Source organism: Acidaminococcus massiliensis, assembly GCF_900095825.1.
In the GTDB taxonomy this organism is placed as follows: Bacteria; Bacillota; Negativicutes; order Acidaminococcales; family Acidaminococcaceae; genus Acidaminococcus; species Acidaminococcus massiliensis.
Map to the genome: position 1 here is coordinate 1,033,440 of NZ_LT608315.1, position 16,358 is coordinate 1,049,797.

Sequence of the window (16,358 nt, forward strand, 5' to 3'; positions counted from 1 at the left end):
AGGAAAATCATGGAATTTTGGGGATACAAGAGAAAAGAAGGAAGAGCGGGCCTCCGCAACCATGTCCTGATCCTGCCCACCTGTGCCTGCGGCAGTGAAAGCGCCCGGATCGTGGCCAGCCAGGTGAGAGGGGCTGTGAACATTGTCTTCAATACAGGATGTTCTGATGTGGCGGCCAATACGGCCATGTCCCAGAAGGTCCTCACAGGATTTGCCTGCAACCCCAATGTGTACGGGGTGGTGATCATCGGACTGGGATGTGAAACCGTGCCCCATCTGGAGCTGAAGGCCAAAATCCAAAAAATGACCTCCAAACCAGTTGTTTCCTTTGGTATCCAGGATGAGGGAGGCACCCTGAAAACCATCGAAAAGGCTGTTCGGGCAGCCCGGGAGATGGCAGCGGAAGCGGCCCTCCAGCAGAAGGAACTGTGCGATATTTCCAATCTGCTGCTGGGCATCGAATGCGGCGGATCCGATGCCACCAGCGGTATTGCCAGCAACCCGGCTGTGGGAGAACTGAGCGACCTGCTGGTGGATCTGGGAGCCTCCACCATTATGAGCGAATCCATCGAATGGATCGGTGCGGAACATGTACTGGCCAAACGGGCCGCTACTCCCCATATCCACAACCAGATCATCCAGATCTGCAAAGACTACGAAGCCCATCTGCTGGCAGCCGGGCAGGACTGTCGGGCCGGACAGCCCACCCCGGGGAACAAGGCAGGCGGCCTGTCCACTCTGGACGAAAAGAGCCTGGGCTGTATCCGCAAGGGCGGTACCCGTCCCATTGTGGAAGTGCTGGAGCAGGCGGAACGGCCTTCCTGCCAGGGTGCCATCGTAATGGATACGGCCGGGTACGACATTTCTTCCGTAACCTCCATGGTGGCCGGGGGCTGCAATGCGGTGATCTTTACCACCGGCCGGGGAACACCCACCGGGAATGCCATTGTTCCGGTCATCAAGGTGACGGGTAATGAACGGACCTATCAGAAAATGGAAGACAACATTGATGTGGATGTGAGCGCCATTGTCCGGGGCGAGAAGACCTTCAAGGAATGCGGCAAAGATATGCTCCAGGTGATCTAGGATGTGTGCAACGGCAAAATGACCAAAGCAGAAGCGTTCGGCTTCTCGGATATTGCCGTGGATCATGTGTGCCGGTTTGTCTGATGGAAAAAGGGAAAAGGAGAGCGATGAATAATGGGATTTATTTGTAAACCGTGGAATCGGCTGAGCCTTTTCACCCGGATCATGATCGGCTTTGTCCTGGGTATCATCCTGGGAATTGTCCTGGGGCCCCGTGCTGAAATCCTGAAGCCCCTGGGGACCATCCTGACCAACCTGCTGACCATGGTGGTGGCACCTTTGGTATTCACTCTGCTGGTCTGCGCTGCGGCGGATGTGGGAGACGGCAAACGGCTGGGACGGATCGGCATCAAAACAGTCATCATCTTCCTGGTCAGCACGGCCCTGGCCATTGTCCTGGGGCTGGTAGTGAGCAACCTGATGAACATTGGTGCCGGGGTGGAGCTGAGCAACGTGGCGGCTCCCCAGCCCAAGGGACAGGCACCGGCTTCCATGCTGGATACGGTGATCAACATCATTCCGGTGAATATCTTTGCGGCCCTGGCCAAACAGAATCTGCTCCAGATCATCTTCTTCGCTCTGGTCATGGGTTTCGCCCTGCTGAAACTGGGTGACAAGGGCAAATCCCTTCTGGATTGCTGCCGGGCAGGACAGGAAGTGATGAAGGAAATCACCAATATGGCTCTGGAATTCACTCCTTACGGGGTGCTGGGACTGATGGCCTCCGTTGTGGGGAAAAACGGGACGGCCATCCTGATTCCCTACATCAAGACCATCGCGGCCATGTATCTGTGTGCTGTAGTGTACCTGCTGGTGGTCCAGGCTGTTTTGATGGTGGGCGTGTTCGGCCGGGTCAGCCCCCTGAAATTCCTGAAGAACATGAAGGAAGCCATGACCTTTGTGTTTGCCACCTGTTCCAGTGTGGCCACCATCCCCCTGAATCTGGCCTGTGTAAAGAAAGTGGGGGTGGATGAGGAAACCGCCAATTTCGTGATTCCCTTCGGTGCCGTCATGAACATGAACGGGACGGCCATCTATGAAGCGGTTGCAGTGGTGTTCACGGCCCAGATCTTCGGGGTGGAACTGACCTTTACCCAGCAGGTGATGATCATGCTGACCGCCACTCTGGCCTCCATCGGGACGGCGGGAATTCCCGGGTCCGGGCTGGTCATGCTGACCATTGTGCTCAGTTCGGTGAACCTGCCCATGGAAGCCATCGGCCTTTTGGCAGGAATCGACCGGATCCTGAACATGGCCCGCTGTGTACCCAACATCGTGGGAGATGCGGCTAGGGCGGTCATCGTGGCCCAGTCGGAAGGAACGCTGAAAAGATAAAAAAGAAGGGGTTGTTGCGTGTTGTGTGCAACAACCCTGTCACTGGCCTCTTGTCACTGGTCACTGGACGAAGGAAGGCAGCCGGGCTGCGGCTGCCTTTCATTGTATGATGCTGGCTCAGACGCGCCTTTGGCTTGTCCTTGCCTCTCCAGAAGAAACCAAGACAAGCAACGGATTAAAAAAAGGCACATTCCTGTTTTTATTCGAAAGAACCCGTCAGCCACGGGTTCTTTCCATCGGCCAGTGACCAGTGACCGTTGACCAGTGACAAAAAGGGACTGTGAAGAATGATTTCTCATTTTTTCACAGTCCCTTTTTTCATTCTGCCGTTTTGGCCGCCTTTTCCACCGCTGCCGGCAGGGTCACTTCTTTGCCTTGCTGGTAGTCGAACTGGAAGGCGAAGACCAGGGTGGAACTGCCCAGCAGACTGGTGAACATCTGCTGCTGTTCCGGCGTGATCTTCTTGGCCTTGGCAGCAGCATCCAGGAAGTAGCCGCCGGTGGTCTGGAGCACTGGGGTCAGATCCATGCCCAGCCGTTTCACCCGGTAGGTCTTTTTATCCAACACCACCGTGTAGGGGACGTCCTTCACCTGGGCCACCAAGGACTGGATCCGTTCTGCATCCTTCTGCTTTTTGAATTCCGGATCCTGGGCCATTTTGTTGGCCAGCTTCTGGCCGTCCAGGGTGATTTCCAGGGTCTTTTCCCGGCTGGTGTCCTTGGCCACCTTGGCAGAAGACAGGTACGTCAGCAGTTCCTTTTCAGCTTTTTTGCTGTCCGGGTTGGGCAGGAGAGGCAGGGTGTAGGGACGGACTGCCTTGGCCCAGCCTTTGCCGCTGTTGACGTACTGGGTCAGCTGGCCCTTTTCTGCGAAGAAATAAGCATCGATGGGCTGGCTCATGGTCTGCTGGCCGGTGAGCAGGGTCAGTTCTCCGGACCCATGGAGATCGCCGCTGAGCTTTTCCATCCGGGTGGATTTTTTGTCCGTTTCTTCCACCGCATTTCCGGTGAGGATCAGGTTCCCTACCCCGATGGGGCTGAACAGGGTGCCTTTCATCTCATATTGGACATATTTTTCTTTGGCCATGACGCTCTGAGAGCGGACCATATCCTTCACCACGGCTTTGTCCACCGGGGCAGCCGCCTGGGTCAGAGAACCGGCGGACAGGACCAGCAGCAGGGAGAGACCAGCCGCACGGATTTTTGCTAACAATGCCATAAAAATTGCCTCCTTTTCAGATCAACATCTGTTTGTTCCATATCCTATCTTCTTAGCATGTCACATTCAGAGAAGATTGTCAAAGGAAAAAGTTTTGAACTTTTCGAGAAGAACGGCGCCAAGGATCAGCAGGTATGGTATCATGACAGCAGAACAGATCAGTAAAGGAGAGGATATCATGAACAATGAAGTACTGGAAGCCATGCAGCTGCGCCGGAGCATCCGCAGCTTCAAACCGGATCCGGTGCCGGAAGCGGACTTGAAGGAAATCATCAAGGCCGGGCTTTATGCTCCCAGCGGAAAAGGCACTCAGGATACCATCATCTTGGCTATCACCAATCCGGCCATGGTGAAGCGGCTGAGCAAGCTGAACTGTGAAATCGGAGGCTGGGCTCCGGATTTCGATCCTTTCTATGGAGCACCGGCGGTGCTCATCGTCCTGGCGGATAAGACCAGACCTACAGCAGTGTACGATGGGTCTTTGGTCATGGGGAACCTGATGTTGGCCGCCCATTCCCTGGGGCTGGGCAGCTGCTGGATCCACCGGGCCAAGGAAGAATTCGAACGGCCGGAAGGCAAGGCTCTGCTGAAGACCTTGGGCGTCACTGGCGAGTACGAAGGCATCGGCCACTGCGTGGTGGGATATGTGGAAGGAGATATCCCCATCGCTCCCCTGCGGAAGGAACATCGGGTGTATTGGATGAAGTAAGGAGCATATTGCGGAGGCAATATGCTCCGGTCGCGGGTCGCGGCTCTCGGCCCGAGGCAAAAGGGGTGCTGCGTCAGCAGCACCCCTTTTAAAATATTTCCGATTCCGCCGTCCGCTGGTAATGCTTCTCCAGCATGGCTTTGTGGGACAGGAATCGGGGATCATCGAAATATTTGGCTCCCTTTGGACAATATTTGATGCAGGCCTGGCATTTGATGCAGATGCCGGGGACTTCATCGGTATTTTCCGGATCGATGGACCCCATGGGACATACGGCGGCGCATTTTCCGCAATGGTCGCATTTGTCCAGGTCCGTTTGAGGCTTGGCTTTCAGGAACTTGGCAGGCTGCCCGTCTTCCCCCAGGGGGATGTAGTAGGGAGCCACGGGAGCATCCCCGTTGATACTCACTCTTTCCAGAGGCTCTCCGCTCCGGAGCCGTTCTTCCACCCGGTCCAGCAGCTGCCGGAATTTCTCTTTATCCGCTTGGGTGGGATGTTCCTTCCCGATGGCGGCAAAGGCATGGGGCGCGGCAAAGGCACCGGCGGCAAACACCCGGAAGTCCTTTTTTTCCAGTTCATCCCGGAGTTCAGTGAGAGAGCTGTCATAATTCCGGTTGCCAAAAGTGACCAGCGCTACGGCCGGGGTCCGCTCCTTGGAATCCCCGGAAAACAGCTTCTGTACGAAAGGCAGGGCCTTGTTGGGAATACGTCCTGCATAGGTGGGCATACCAAAAATCACCAGGGTGTTGGGCCCGAAAAACTGCAGGGCTTCCTGATCCTGGGGCAGCGTGAAAGAATGGAAAGACTGGGTCACGCCTTCTTGCTCAAAGCGTTGGGCCAGCTGTTGGCTGAAAGAACGGACCAGCGTTTCTGTCTGTCCGGTGGGACTGAATGAAATGGCAGCAATATGACTGATCAATACAAAGACCTCCCCTTAGAAACCTGAACTTTCCGCATTCTTCCTTCCATCATAACCTATTTTCCGCAAGAAAGCCAGTCCAAGACATTGGATGGATGGTCTCAGAATGGGAAAAATTTGCGCCCTGTCCGGGAAATGGCCTATAATAAAACCATCAACTATAGAAACAGGGGGAATACCCATGCATGATATGATCATCCGAGAAGCTGCCTGCAGCGATGCTGCTGCCATCCGTTCCATCTATGCGCCCTATGTGGAATCCACGGTGATTACCTTTGAATACCAGGTGCCCAGCGTAGAAGAATTTTGTCGGCGCATTGCCCATACAAAGGAAAGGTATCCTTATTTTGTGGCGGAACAGGAGGGCCGTATCCTTGGCTATGCGTATGCTGGCCCTTTTGTGGGGCGGCCGGCGTATGACTGGTCGGCAGAACTGAGCATCTATGTGGACCGTACCCTCCGGAAAAAGGGTGTGGGGAAACAGCTTTATCATGCACTGCTGGAAGCGCTCCGGAAAATGGGCATCTTGGATGTGTATGCCTGCATCGGCTATCCGGAACAGCCGGACGAATACCTGGATTTCAACAGCGCCCAGTTCCACGCCCATCTGGGATTCGAACCCGTGGGCATCTTCAAGGACTGCGGGTATAAATTCAACCGCTGGTACCATATGATTTGGATGGGAAAGAACCTGGCCCCTCACGGAAAGGACCAGCCGGCCATCCGGCCGTATCCGGAAGTCCGGGGAGAAAAGTAGAGGAGGGGAAGGTATGGAACAGCAAGTGGTGCTGGTAACGGGAGCCAGCAGCGGGATCGGCAGAGAAACGGCCATCCTTCTGGCTAAAACCGGCCACGTGGTCTATGGGGCTGCCCGGCGGTTGGAAAAGCTCCAGGAGTTATCTAAATATGGAGTGATCCCTCTCGTGCTGGATGTAACCAAGGAATATTCCTGCCAGAATGCCCTGCAGCAGATCCTGAACCAGCAGGGGACGCTGGATATCCTGATCAACAATGCGGGGTACGGATCCTATGGAGCTGTGGAAGATGTCCCTCTTACAGAAGCCCAGCGGCAGCTGGATGTGAATGTATTTGGAGCCATCCGGCTGACCCAGATGGTGCTCCCTCTTTTCCGCAGGCAGCACCGGGGCCGGGTGATCATGATTTCTTCCATTGCAGGCAGGCTGACCGGACCTTTCGGAGGTTGGTACCATGCCAGCAAGTATGCGCTGGAAGCCTTGAGCGACTCTCTGCGGATGGAAACGGCCGGCCAAGGCATCTGGGTGAGCATCGTGGAACCGGGTCTGGTCCGGACACCCTGGGGCCATATCGCAGCGGACCATCTGGCGGCTTCTGCCCGGCGGGGTCCCTATGCCAGACTGGCGGAACAGGCCGCCCGGGGAATCCACCGGCTCTATGACAAAAAATGGCTTACCAGTCCGGCAGAAGTGGCCAGGACCATCTTCCTGGCGGTAAATGCAGCTCAGCCCCAGGCCCGCTATCTGTGCGGCAAGGATGCCTACCTGCTGTTGGCACTCCATACCCTTCTGCCCACCGGGCTCTATGATCTGGCAGCCCGGTGGGTGATGAAAAAATTGGCTTAGGAGGCGGTGACATGGATATCCTGCGCTTGGGAAATCTGCAGCTTTCCCTGCTCCTGCTACTCCTGACAGGGCTTTTCCTGCGGAAAAAGAATATCGTGGATGAACCGGGGAAACGCTGTCTCACAGACGTCTGCGTCAATGTGATCATTCCCTGCAACATCCTCAAATCTTGTTTGATGCCTTTTGAAGGGAATATCTTCCTGACCTGCGGACGGATCCTGGCGGCGGGGGCCATGCTCCAGGTAATCTTTATGGGCCTGAACCATTTTCTCTTCAACCGGTATCCGGATACCCAGAAAAAAGTGCTCCAGTATGGAACGCTGGTATCCAACAGCGGATTTTTGGGGTATCCAGTGGCAGAGGGCGTCTATGGCGATCTGGGACTCTTTTATGCTTCTGTGTTCCTGATCCCGCTGCGGATGGTCATGTGGTCGGTGGGGACCAGCTATTTCATGGCCCGGCAGGAAAGCCGGAAGGAAGTGCTGAAAAAGGTCCTGACCCACCCCTGCCTGATTGCCGTGTACATCGGGATCTTGCTGATCCTGACCCAGTGGCGTCCCCCGGCCTTCATCGACATGACCATCCGGTACATCGGCAGCTGCAATGCAGCCATTACCATGTTCATCGTAGGGACCATCCTGGCAGATGTGCCGCTTTGGACCATTTTCAACCGGGACAGCATCCTGTACAGTATCCTGCGTCTGCTCCTGCTGCCGGCGCTGGCCTGGGGAGTCAGTGCAGTCTTGGGGCTGGATGCGGTGGCCACCGGGATCGCTGTATTGATGACAGGGATGCCGGCAGGAGCCACCACGGCCATCTTTGCCGCCCGGTACGGCAGTGACGCTCCTTTTGCCACCAAGCTGACGGTCCTGTCCACCCTGCTCAGCATGTTCACCATCCTGTTCTGGTGCGCCGTGCTGCCAGAACCGTGAAAGGGGGCTGTTGTGAGCTGACCCCCAATTGTTAGACCAAAAATCTAACAATTGAGGGTCAGTTTTTTATGGCAAAACACAGCTATGAATTTAAGAAAAAAATAGTACTGGAATATTTGAACAGTGACGAAGGGTGTATTTCTATTTCACGTAAATATGGGATGGCAAGTAGCAGCCAGCTGCTAAAGTGGGTTGCTGCTTACAAGGCATTTGGTGATGATGGACTGAAAAGATCCCGCTCTCAAAAAATATACTCTTTCAAAGAAAAACTTTCTGTGGTAGAGTCTTACTTAACAAATGAAATCTCATATCAGGAACTAGCAATTCAAGTAGGGATCAACAACCCATCAATGATTGCCAGATGGGTCAATGAATTTAGAATTGCGGGACCAGATGCTTTACGGTCACATAAAAAAGGCAGGAAGAGAACTTTGAACAAATCTCAAACCAAAAAAACAGATACCCAGGTTCAGCAGCCGATGGTCGACATCAGTGTGGAACATGTCAAGGAGTTAGAGGATGAAAATCTTAAACTCCGTATAGAGAATGTTTTTTTAAAAGAACTGAGGAGACTGCGTTTAGAGGACGAAGCAAAAATGAGAGAGTTGCGAAAATCATCTCCAGTCTCCGAAGATCATTCAAATTGAAAGACCTTCTCTCCTATACTCAAATGCCCAAAGCGACCTATATGTACTGGCAGAAACGGTTTGACCGCGTGAATCCAGACCAGGAAGTAGAGGACAAAATACAGGAAATCCGCAGCCAGCATAAAGATTATGGATATCGGCGCATGACCGGTGAGCTGAAGAATCAAGGGATTTGCGTGAACAAGAAGAAAGTTCAACGTATCATGCAGAAACTGAGCCTTCAGGTAACATCCTTTACCCGGAAAAGCCGTAAATACAGTTCCTATAAGGGTAAGGTAGGGACCATTGCTCCGAATAGAATACATCGTCGTTTTGAGACGAATATCCCACATCAGAAGATTACGACCGATACTTCAGAATTCAAATATTATGAAGTAGATACACAGGGACATCTGACCCTGCACAAGCTTTATCTGGATCCTTTCCTGGACATGTTCGATGATGAAATCATCAGCTATGGAATAGCCAAACGTCCTTCGGCTGAAAGCATACTGGAAGCTCAAGCTGAAGCAATCGAAATTACTGCTGATTGTCCATATCGAAGAACGTTTCACTCCGATCAGGGCTGGGCATACCAAATGAAGGCCTATACCAGGAAACTAAAAAAAGAACGAATTTTTCAGAGCATGTCTCGAAAGGGTAACTGTCATGATAACGCTGTAATGGAAAACTTTTTCGGCTTAATGAAACAGGAAATGTATTATGGAGTGATCTACTACAGCTACGAAGAACTAAGAGCCGCTATCGAACGATACATCAAATACTATAACGAACAAAGGATCAAGGAAAAACTGGGCTGGAAAAGTCCTGTTCAATACAGGCTTTCTTTGCTGGCAGCATAAAAAAGTAACGAGACAGTAAAAACCATCTCGTTACTAAGGTCTAACTTTTTGGGGTCACATCATTGCACGTTGTGTACAACAGCCCCCTTTTTATAGGCTTTCCAAAAATTCTCCTACCGCTCGGGCATATCCTCTGGGATTGTCCATGATTTCATTGGCGTGGCCGGAGCCTTCGAAATAGATCAGTTTCTTGTTGGCACTGGTGCAGCGGTTCAGGAGGTTTTCTGCAATGTGGGGCGGGATCAGCCGGTCCACATCTCCATGGAGGAACAGGACCGGTGTGGTCATCCGCTGGACACAGGAAGCCGGATCCACATCCCGGAGGGTCTTCCGGGTATGATAGTACAAAGAAGCTTGGAAGAAGGGATCCAGGACTTCCATCCCCAGCAGCAGCCGCTGGTCATCCGTATAATTCATGAGTTTTTCCTGGCCCAGTTCCAGCACATTGCCATAGGAACTGTCTGCCACATAGAATTTCATTTCCCGGCCTTGGGGACTCCCCGCGTAGATCAAGCTCATGGCGGCGCCTAAAGAGATCCCGTGGAAACCGATGGACGCCTTGGGGTCTTTCTGACGGAGCAGGGCTGCCCAGCTGTCCATATCTTCCACATCGTGGATGCCCCAGTCATTGGTGCTGCCACTGCTTTCCCCGTGGCCCCGGATATCTGGCATCAGTACATTATAACCTTTCTCCAGATAGACCCGGGCATAAGGGACGCACATGGTCCGGTTCTGATACAGCCCATGGAGTAGGATGACGGTATCGTGGCCTCCTGCTGGATTTTCGATATACGTGCCCTGGAGCCGGGTCCCGTCTTTGGAATGGACCTGTACCCGCTCCCAGCCGTATTTCCGTTCCAGGCCATGGATGGTATCCAGATCGTTCCGATGATTTTCGATGGCCAGCAGTTTGTCCCAGGGTTGGGTGAACAATTGCTGGTAAGCCGTATTCCCAGCATAGACACCTGCTCCAAGAAGCAGCAGCAGGGTCAGGAGAACCAGGTATTTGATGAAGTTCCAAAGGAATCGCATTCCTTTTTCCTGCCTTTCTTTGATGCATACAATACTGAGTATACATCATAAGACGAAGTTGAAGAAAAAGTGGGGCAGAAAAGAGAAAAAAAGATGAACAAAAAGTAGATAGATACTGGGTCCCGGCAGATGCAGCAACAGAATACAGCTTTTTTCGTTTCAAGATTTTATGGTATACTAATCAAAAGTTTCAATAGGGAAGGGAGAATAGAGATGGAGGTGATTTTCGATATTGCACTTCTTTTGAGTGAAAGTGGATTTGTACGACAAGTAGAGTTTGGAAGTAAATTGGGGGAAAATTCGGAGATCCGAACCGCTTGCAAGGGTTTGATTGGGCAGAAACTTTCTGAAGTGAGCAGTATGGTCTTCCAGGAAGGGACGGGAGAAGTCCAGTGGCTTGAAAGACGATTTACATATACCTCTTTTCGAGTGTTTTATGGAATTTGTTTATTGTTTCGGCAAGAATCCATCCGGGAAAAACTCATGGAAGCAGTTCTTGACCGATCTCCCAATGTCATTCAGCTATATGCCAAAGATGGAACCATTCAATTTTTCAATAAAGCAAGTAAGTGTCTTCTGGGAATCCCTCTCAAGGAATCTGTTGAAGGACAAAATTTGTTGGATATTTTTCATGTTGACCCAAATTATAGTGCGATTTTAACAGTCCTTAGGAATCTGAACAATGTCCATCATCGATATGACCGGTACAAATCGACAACGGGCAAAGATTTGATGACAGTAACAGAAGGCTATCCTGTATTTCGGAAAGATGGATCTATTTTGGGAGCTGTTTCTGTTGAACAGGACATGAATTCCGTTAAATCTCAGATTGCTGAATTGAAGCAAATAGAAGGAATCTTGACCCGGCATATGACGGAACGGTTTGCTGCAAGTAAAGATGTCCGCTATACGTTTGATGACTTGATCGGATCTTCGGAAGCTTTGCAAAATTCTATTCAGCTGGCAAAACGGATGGCCGAACGGGAAATCAATATTTTAATACAGGGAGAAACCGGCAGCGGGAAGGAAATATTTGCTCAAAGCATCCATCAATATAGTTCCCGACGCCGAGAAAAATTTATTGCTGTCAACTGTGCAGCTTTTCCAGAATCCTTGATTGAGAGTATGCTTTTTGGAACTGTAAAGGGTGCTTTTACAGGCAGTTCCGATCAGATGGGACTTATTGAAGCGGCCAATCATGGAACACTTTTCTTGGATGAAGTCAATTCAATGAGCCCTGCTATGCAGGCGAAATTGCTCAGAGTGCTGCAGGAACATACCCTGCAGCGCATTGGTAGTACAAAGTATATTCCTGTTGATGTCCGAGTCATTTCTTCAACAAATGAAGATGCCTATGTAATGAGCCAGAATGGAAAGATGCGTCAGGATTTGTTCTTTCGCTTGGCTTCTGTGATTATTGAAATCCCACCTTTGCGGAATCGACTGGAGGATCTGCCCGAGCTTGTCCATTTCTTTATTGCTAATTATCCACAGTATGCTGGAATGCCTATTCGGAAAATTACGCCTGGATTTTGGCAACGGCTTCGAGAACACCAGTGGCCAGGGAATGTACGGGAACTTTTCCACATCCTAGGCTACGCAATGAGTGTTTCTAAAGATGGGGTTCTTGATGAGAGTGATTTTCCTTATTACTTCCTTCGTCATGCTAAAAAAGATTCTGTGTCTCAACAACATTCCCAATCTCTCGTTATGGAAGTTTCCAATAAAGATGAAAAGGGATTGACAGAGCTTGTCAATGACTATGAAAAAAGTATCCTCTTGGCGACATACCAGGTTTGTGGGAAAAATGTAACAAAAGCAGCAGCAAGATTGCATTTGACACGGCAGAACTTTCAATATCATTTAAGAAAGTTTGGTATTAAAGAGAAAGAATAATAAAAAATTGGCGCCAAAAAATCTTGCAGCCAGATTTTCTTGCAAGTATTTTCTAACGTTGACCCACTATAAAGTCATTTTTTTCGGAAATTATATATTTTTGACCGATCCATTTGCAGCGATGCATTTTCAATTTCATATTTTACTTACAAACCGGTATGACAGGGAATTTCAGGCGTGCCGGTACTTGATGGGGGTGTGAAAAAATTCACACCCCCTCCCTTTCGTTTTCATGGAGCTATTATTTCACAGCCCCTATTTTTTATTTACAATTTTGGCAAGATATTTGCAATGGATATAGATAAAAATGTAGAAGTGTATAAATGGTTGAATTTTACTGGAAAGGAAAAGAAATGGATAGGATTCTTTTAAACGGGAAGAATACATTGGAAGATTTGGTTTCTGTGGCGAGAAATCACAGTCAAGTTGCATTTTCAGACGCATATGTTCAACGAGTCCAAAAATGCCGGAATTTTGTGGATGATTTTAGTAAAGGTGGAATCCCAATTTATGGTGTGACAACAGGATTAGGCGATAACTGGAGAAAATTCATACCTGAAGAGGAACGTATCCATATCCAGAGAAATCATATCCTTGCTCATACCTGTGCTGTAGGGGACACAATCAATGAAGAGTGTACCAGAGCCATGATGTTTGTAATGCTGTTGCATTTTGGATCTGGATATACGGGAATCAGATTGGAAACACTGGAACTTTTAAAAGAAATGTTAAATCGGAACGTTGTTCCAAGGGTTCCAGGACATGGCTCCGTTGGATATATTTCTCTTGAAGCCCACATTGGTATGGTCCTTATTGGGGAAGGAAAAGCTTGGTACAAGGGGAAACTGTTAAGTGGGAAAGAAGCCTTGCTTGAGGCTGGACTTGAGCCAACTGTTCTTTCGTCCAAAGAAGGATTGACCATTGTTTCCGGAACGACTTCTGTAACCACTTTTTCTGCACTTGCACTATATGATGCAGCAACTTTGGCGTTGACTGCAGATGTTAGTGGTGCATTTAGCTTGGAAGTGCTCAAAGGTACTTTAATGGCTATGGATGACCGTATTATGGAAGTAAGACCACACGTGGACCAAGGCATGACAGCTTATAATCTGCGAGCTATTCTACAGGACAGCGAGATTGTAGACAAATATCGTGGATATCGTGTACAGGATGCGCTGTCTATTCGCTGTATTCCTCAGCTGCATGGAGCTGTCAAAAAAGCAATTAAAGATGGATTACAGTCTCTGGAGGTTGAATTAAATTCTTCTGTAGATAATCCTTTGATCTTTGAAGAAAATGATGGCAAAGCTGTTGCACTCATGGGCTGTAATGCAGACGGTTCTTATCTGGGAATGGCTTCTGATTTCCTTGCCATTGCTATTACTGATTTGTGTAAAATGTCTGCTAGCCGGATTGATAGATTATTAAATCGTCTTGTCAGTGAACTTCCTGCTTTTTTAAATAAGAATGCGGAATATAATGATGGCCTTATGATGATCCAATATACTGCTGCAGGTCTGTTGGGAGAAATGAGGATCCTTTCTCATCCAGCTGTAGTGGATAATTTAACCACATGTGCGAACCAAGAAGATTACATCAGTATGGGATATAATGCGGTAAAAAAAGCATATGATTTAATGCAAATGGGCAGATATATCATTGCCATTGAACTTATCTGTGACGGGCAGGCTCTTGACTGTTATGACATGCTTGCTCCATCTTCTGCTACAGGGAAGGTGTACCAGCTTTTACGACAAGCTGTTCCTGTATTGGAAACAGATGCCCCGCTTACCCCCTTAATTGAAAGTGTGTCCACTCAAATCAAAGAGAGAAAATATATAGATGTGGTGGAAACCGTCACAGGTAAACTACAATTTTAAAAAAGGAAGTGAAGGGTATGTTAACTTTTATTGACAATCTTACCGTCCTGTTATGTGTCATTGGCATATTTCTTGTGGGAAAACATTTTAGCAAAACTTCTCGAAATATGGATAGCTTCTATCAAGCAAACAAATCGATTCCCTGGTCTTTGGCAGTCGGGACGCTTGTAGCATCCTGGTATGGCGGGGCTGGCGTCATTGGAACCATTGGCTACGCAACGACAATGGGTGTCTCAGCATTTTTTATTTGGTCCATTTGTGCTCATCTAGTCCGTTTTCCTCTAGCTCTTTGGGTAGCACCTCGTATTTCCGTAAAAGTAAATACGACTATGACGGAATTGATCAACCGCTATTATGGCAGGGCGGCTTCTTTGATAGGGGCCATTATCCTCGTGGTATCCTGTCTTTCCATTGCAGAAATCGCAGCGACGGGCTATGTGGGTGTAGCTGCCTGGAATGCAAATAAATTTTTGGTTGCAGCTGCGGTAGTTATTATTTCTACTGGCATCACTTGCTTAGGTGGCCTTATGGGTGTAGCTGTAACAGATATGATTTTCTTTTTCCTGATGATTACCTCTGTTTGTGCTGCTTTTCCTCAAGTTTACTTTGGGGTAGGAGGATTTGCAGGAATTAACCAAGTCTTAAGTCAAGTCGCACCTCAAATGTTGACTCCGTTAGGAGGAACACCTGTTGGACGAGCTATTTGCCTCGTTGTATTGTGTATCAATGTATATAAAGATCCCTCTTTTTACCAACGTTTCACTGCTGCCAATTCGCCCCGTACGGGCAAACGGGCCATGTTGATGTGTTTCTCCATCTGGCTTTCTTTCGATATGGTACTTATCACTACGGCAATGCTCATCCGCACGATTCATCCTGGACTGGAAATTCAGCCAGAAGTTGCATATGTGCAGCTTGTCCTTTCCAACTTGCCCGTTGTCTTGAGAGGCCTTTTTGTTTTCGGAATCATGGGGGCCATCATTTCAACGATTGATTCGTATTTCTTGATTGGGGGAGAAATTGTATCCCGTGACATTATCAATGTCTATCGGAAACATCCTCTGTCGGACAGACAAAGTATCAATATTACAAGAATCAGTTGTATCATATTCGGAATCATTGGGCTCGGAACGGCATTCAGTTTTCCTCTTGTATATGATGCTTTTCTTTTCATCAATAGCTTGTCTATGTGTGGCCTTTTTGTTCCAGTACTGGGTGCAATCCTTTCTGATTCAAGAAAAACTGATGTTGGGGGTCTAGCCAGTATGATTTTCGGATCATTGTCTTGGATCTATTTTAATTATTTTCCAATATCGGTTGACATTTTAGGCGGAAAGGTAGATGCTCTCCTCATTGCGCTCCCTATTTCTTTTATAGCGTATGTAATCGGCAACCGTTTTGGGAAAGTATATTGTGACGATTCTGTTGGTTCCGCTGGCGAACAACTGATTGAACCGGTGGAATGGTTCGGTGTAGATGGAGCTTTGGTCGCTCTCTATGCTGTCTTGGCAATTATTTTTGGGTATGGCATGGTTCATCAGGTCGATGTCCTTGTTGGCATCATGGCTCCAGGCATTGCCATGCTGATTACGTTTGGTGTGTTTGTCCGTTATTGGTTTGAAGTACGGGAATTTAGCAAACGAAAAGCTTGAGGAGAGGGGAATCTTAATAGGGAGAGAAACATGAAAATACAAGTGGTACCCAAGACGATGGCCGAAGAAGAGGCTATGGAAGTAGCCGAGAAAAGAGGTAACTTTTTAGGCCGCCTTCTTTTGGGGAAAAAGAAAATTACGTTGAAATTAATGTATATCGAAAGCAAGGAAATTACTTTTGAAATGACTTATATGGATACTTTTTTACGAAAAATCTTTAAGCAGCAGGATTCTCTTCCCCGTAAGCAAAAAATCCTTATGCTGGCAGAAGGGACCAGAGGAACTCCAGCTTATTTGGAAGAGCCGATAAAGACACAAGTTCTGCAAATCTTGGATCCAACCCAGATACAGCCAACAGAAATTCCCCAGGAAAAACTGATCGAGAATGCTAAAAGATTGGCTGGACGGATGGTCAAACGACAGATTGGAAGTTATGTCACCTTGGATGTTTTGCAGCTTCGTTCGATTTATCGACCGTATTACATTGCTTTTTATGGAGAACTTGTGAAAAATACAAAAGTTCGATACATTGCCATCCCAGCGGATGGGAATGTTATCGAAAGGACTTTTTAACCATTGTAGATTTACTGGTTTGCAAAGAAAGGAAGA

14 protein-coding genes and 1 pseudogene are annotated in these 16,358 nt (G+C 48.9%); 12 read left to right on the forward strand and 3 right to left on the reverse strand.

Annotation, left to right across the window (positions count from 1 at the left end):
- Positions 1 to 9: 9 nt before the first annotated feature.
- Together BQ2657_RS05110 and BQ2657_RS05115 are read left to right on the forward strand one after the other, a co-directional pair.
- Positions 10 to 1,170: pseudogene (locus BQ2657_RS05110) on the forward strand (UxaA family hydrolase).
- A gap of 30 nt (positions 1,171 to 1,200) precedes the next feature.
- A complete protein-coding gene (locus BQ2657_RS05115; protein WP_083236180.1) occupies positions 1,201 to 2,421 on the forward strand; it encodes a dicarboxylate/amino acid:cation symporter in 1,221 nt (406 codons plus the stop codon).
- 318 nt (positions 2,422 to 2,739) lie between these two features.
- On the opposite strand, the gene BQ2657_RS05120 is transcribed toward BQ2657_RS05115, so the two are convergent.
- Positions 2,740 to 3,639, reverse strand: a complete 900-nt coding sequence (locus BQ2657_RS05120) for a hypothetical protein (protein WP_075579663.1) — start codon at positions 3,637 to 3,639, stop codon at positions 2,740 to 2,742.
- 178 nt (positions 3,640 to 3,817) lie between these two features.
- On the opposite strand from BQ2657_RS05120, the gene BQ2657_RS05125 reads away from it, so the two are divergent.
- On the forward strand, positions 3,818 to 4,348 hold the full coding sequence (locus tag BQ2657_RS05125; protein WP_075580994.1) for a nitroreductase: 531 nt from the start codon (positions 3,818 to 3,820) through the stop codon (positions 4,346 to 4,348).
- An 88-nt stretch (positions 4,349 to 4,436) separates the two neighbouring features.
- Here the strand turns inward: BQ2657_RS05125 and BQ2657_RS05130 are convergent, their stop codons facing one another.
- On the reverse strand, positions 4,437 to 5,267 hold the full coding sequence (locus BQ2657_RS05130) for an EFR1 family ferrodoxin (protein ID WP_075579664.1): 831 nt from the start codon (positions 5,265 to 5,267) through the stop codon (positions 4,437 to 4,439).
- Between the two features lie 181 nt (positions 5,268 to 5,448).
- On the opposite strand from BQ2657_RS05130, the gene BQ2657_RS05135 reads away from it, so the two are divergent.
- From BQ2657_RS05135 to BQ2657_RS13605, 5 genes are all read left to right on the forward strand, one after another.
- A complete protein-coding gene (locus BQ2657_RS05135) occupies positions 5,449 to 6,024 on the forward strand; it encodes a GNAT family N-acetyltransferase (protein ID WP_075579665.1) in 576 nt (191 codons plus the stop codon).
- Between the two features lie 13 nt (positions 6,025 to 6,037).
- Positions 6,038 to 6,868, forward strand: a complete 831-nt coding sequence (locus tag BQ2657_RS05140; RefSeq protein WP_075579666.1) for an oxidoreductase — start codon at positions 6,038 to 6,040, stop codon at positions 6,866 to 6,868.
- A gap of 11 nt (positions 6,869 to 6,879) precedes the next feature.
- On the forward strand, positions 6,880 to 7,800 hold the full coding sequence (locus BQ2657_RS05145; protein ID WP_075579667.1) for an AEC family transporter: 921 nt from the start codon (positions 6,880 to 6,882) through the stop codon (positions 7,798 to 7,800).
- A gap of 68 nt (positions 7,801 to 7,868) precedes the next feature.
- On the forward strand, positions 7,869 to 8,447 hold the full coding sequence (locus BQ2657_RS13600; protein ID WP_075579668.1) for a helix-turn-helix domain-containing protein: 579 nt from the start codon (positions 7,869 to 7,871) through the stop codon (positions 8,445 to 8,447).
- Complete coding sequence (locus tag BQ2657_RS13605; RefSeq protein ID WP_408607745.1) at positions 8,417 to 9,289, forward strand: IS3 family transposase; 873 nt, start codon at positions 8,417 to 8,419, stop codon at positions 9,287 to 9,289. The genes BQ2657_RS13600 and BQ2657_RS13605 overlap by 31 nt, the downstream gene beginning before the upstream one ends.
- A gap of 90 nt (positions 9,290 to 9,379) precedes the next feature.
- Here BQ2657_RS13605 and BQ2657_RS05160 read toward each other — a convergent pair whose 3' ends face one another.
- Positions 9,380 to 10,321 (reverse strand): alpha/beta hydrolase, encoded by a 942-nt coding sequence (locus BQ2657_RS05160; RefSeq protein ID WP_075579669.1) that lies wholly within the window; start codon positions 10,319 to 10,321, stop codon positions 9,380 to 9,382.
- Positions 10,322 to 10,534: 213 nt separating this feature from the next.
- On the opposite strand from BQ2657_RS05160, the gene BQ2657_RS05165 reads away from it, so the two are divergent.
- The 4 genes from BQ2657_RS05165 (at position 10,535) to BQ2657_RS05180 (ending at position 16,322) form a co-directional block, all read left to right on the forward strand.
- The gene (locus BQ2657_RS05165; protein ID WP_083236181.1) at positions 10,535 to 12,217 is read left to right on the forward strand and encodes a sigma-54 interaction domain-containing protein; all 1,683 of its coding nucleotides are present in this window, start codon (positions 10,535 to 10,537) and stop codon (positions 12,215 to 12,217) included.
- A gap of 323 nt (positions 12,218 to 12,540) precedes the next feature.
- A complete protein-coding gene (locus tag BQ2657_RS05170) occupies positions 12,541 to 14,097 on the forward strand; it encodes an HAL/PAL/TAL family ammonia-lyase (protein ID WP_198524518.1) in 1,557 nt (518 codons plus the stop codon).
- Between the two features lie 17 nt (positions 14,098 to 14,114).
- Positions 14,115 to 15,749, forward strand: a complete 1,635-nt coding sequence (locus tag BQ2657_RS05175) for a sodium:solute symporter family protein (RefSeq protein ID WP_075579670.1) — start codon at positions 14,115 to 14,117, stop codon at positions 15,747 to 15,749.
- Positions 15,750 to 15,779: 30 nt separating this feature from the next.
- Entirely contained in the window at positions 15,780 to 16,322 is a 543-nt protein-coding gene (locus BQ2657_RS05180) for a hypothetical protein (RefSeq protein ID WP_075579671.1), read from the forward strand.
- Positions 16,323 to 16,358 lie beyond the last annotated feature (36 nt).

What these genes read in the sequence shown, in the direction of transcription:
- BQ2657_RS05125 (WP_075580994.1), top strand. Translation starts at nt 3,818, where the DNA reads ATGAACAATGAAGTACTGGAAGCCATGCAGCTGCGCCGGAGCATCCGC.
- BQ2657_RS05115 (WP_083236180.1), top strand. Translation starts at nt 1,201, where the DNA reads ATGGGATTTATTTGTAAACCGTGGAATCGGCTGAGCCTTTTCACCCGG.
- BQ2657_RS13600 (WP_075579668.1), top strand. Translation starts at nt 7,869, where the DNA reads ATGGCAAAACACAGCTATGAATTTAAGAAAAAAATAGTACTGGAATAT.
- BQ2657_RS05160 (WP_075579669.1), bottom strand. Translation starts at nt 10,321, where the DNA reads ATGCGATTCCTTTGGAACTTCATCAAATACCTGGTTCTCCTGACCCTG.
- BQ2657_RS05140 (WP_075579666.1), top strand. Translation starts at nt 6,038, where the DNA reads ATGGAACAGCAAGTGGTGCTGGTAACGGGAGCCAGCAGCGGGATCGGC.
- BQ2657_RS05120 (WP_075579663.1), bottom strand. Translation starts at nt 3,639, where the DNA reads ATGGCATTGTTAGCAAAAATCCGTGCGGCTGGTCTCTCCCTGCTGCTG.
- BQ2657_RS05175 (WP_075579670.1), top strand. Translation starts at nt 14,115, where the DNA reads ATGTTAACTTTTATTGACAATCTTACCGTCCTGTTATGTGTCATTGGC.
- BQ2657_RS05145 (WP_075579667.1), top strand. Translation starts at nt 6,880, where the DNA reads ATGGATATCCTGCGCTTGGGAAATCTGCAGCTTTCCCTGCTCCTGCTA.
- BQ2657_RS05135 (WP_075579665.1), top strand. Translation starts at nt 5,449, where the DNA reads ATGCATGATATGATCATCCGAGAAGCTGCCTGCAGCGATGCTGCTGCC.
- BQ2657_RS05170 (WP_198524518.1), top strand. Translation starts at nt 12,541, where the DNA reads ATGGTTGAATTTTACTGGAAAGGAAAAGAAATGGATAGGATTCTTTTA.
- BQ2657_RS05165 (WP_083236181.1), top strand. Translation starts at nt 10,535, where the DNA reads ATGGAGGTGATTTTCGATATTGCACTTCTTTTGAGTGAAAGTGGATTT.
- BQ2657_RS05180 (WP_075579671.1), top strand. Translation starts at nt 15,780, where the DNA reads ATGAAAATACAAGTGGTACCCAAGACGATGGCCGAAGAAGAGGCTATG.